This window comes from Vibrio sp. 10N.222.49.C9, from assembly GCF_041474985.1.
Taxonomy (GTDB): domain Bacteria; phylum Pseudomonadota; class Gammaproteobacteria; order Enterobacterales; family Vibrionaceae; genus Vibrio; species Vibrio crassostreae_C.
This window is the reverse complement of sequence record NZ_JBFRVD010001563.1, coordinates 1-340: the sequence shown is the minus strand read 5'-3', so window position 1 is coordinate 340 and position 340 is coordinate 1. Positions and strand designations below refer to the sequence as shown.

At 46.2% G+C, this 340-nt stretch carries 1 protein-coding gene; it reads left to right on the top strand.

The window, feature by feature from the left end:
• Window positions 1-124: 124 nt before the first annotated feature.
• The coding region (locus tag AB4585_RS29275) for a hypothetical protein (RefSeq protein ID WP_372172330.1) at window positions 125-340 on the top strand (216 nt) is incomplete at its 3' end.

The following is a 340-nucleotide window of genomic DNA, read 5'->3' as shown; positions in this document are numbered from 1 at the left end:
GGATTATGAGCGAACGCGCCTGATTGAGAATGCTCAAGGTCGAGGTTATTCGCCATTCAAGTATTCGAGAATGCTATTGGATGTGCTAGGTCCTAAGTCTGTTTCACTTCTAGGTAAATAACTTATGGTGGTAGTTTCAGATCCGACAGCGCTAGTGATTTTGCCAACGGCAATGACGCTGGCGGCGGCAGTCTTCGACTTAATAGCCAAGCTTAACCTTTGGTTACTTCCTGTCATCTACGTGATAATCGTTGAGTCAATGAAATCGCGCGCCATGGGTGCAGATGAGGGTGTAGCCCAACTCTATGCGATGAAGAAAATAGAGAAGACACTATTGTGG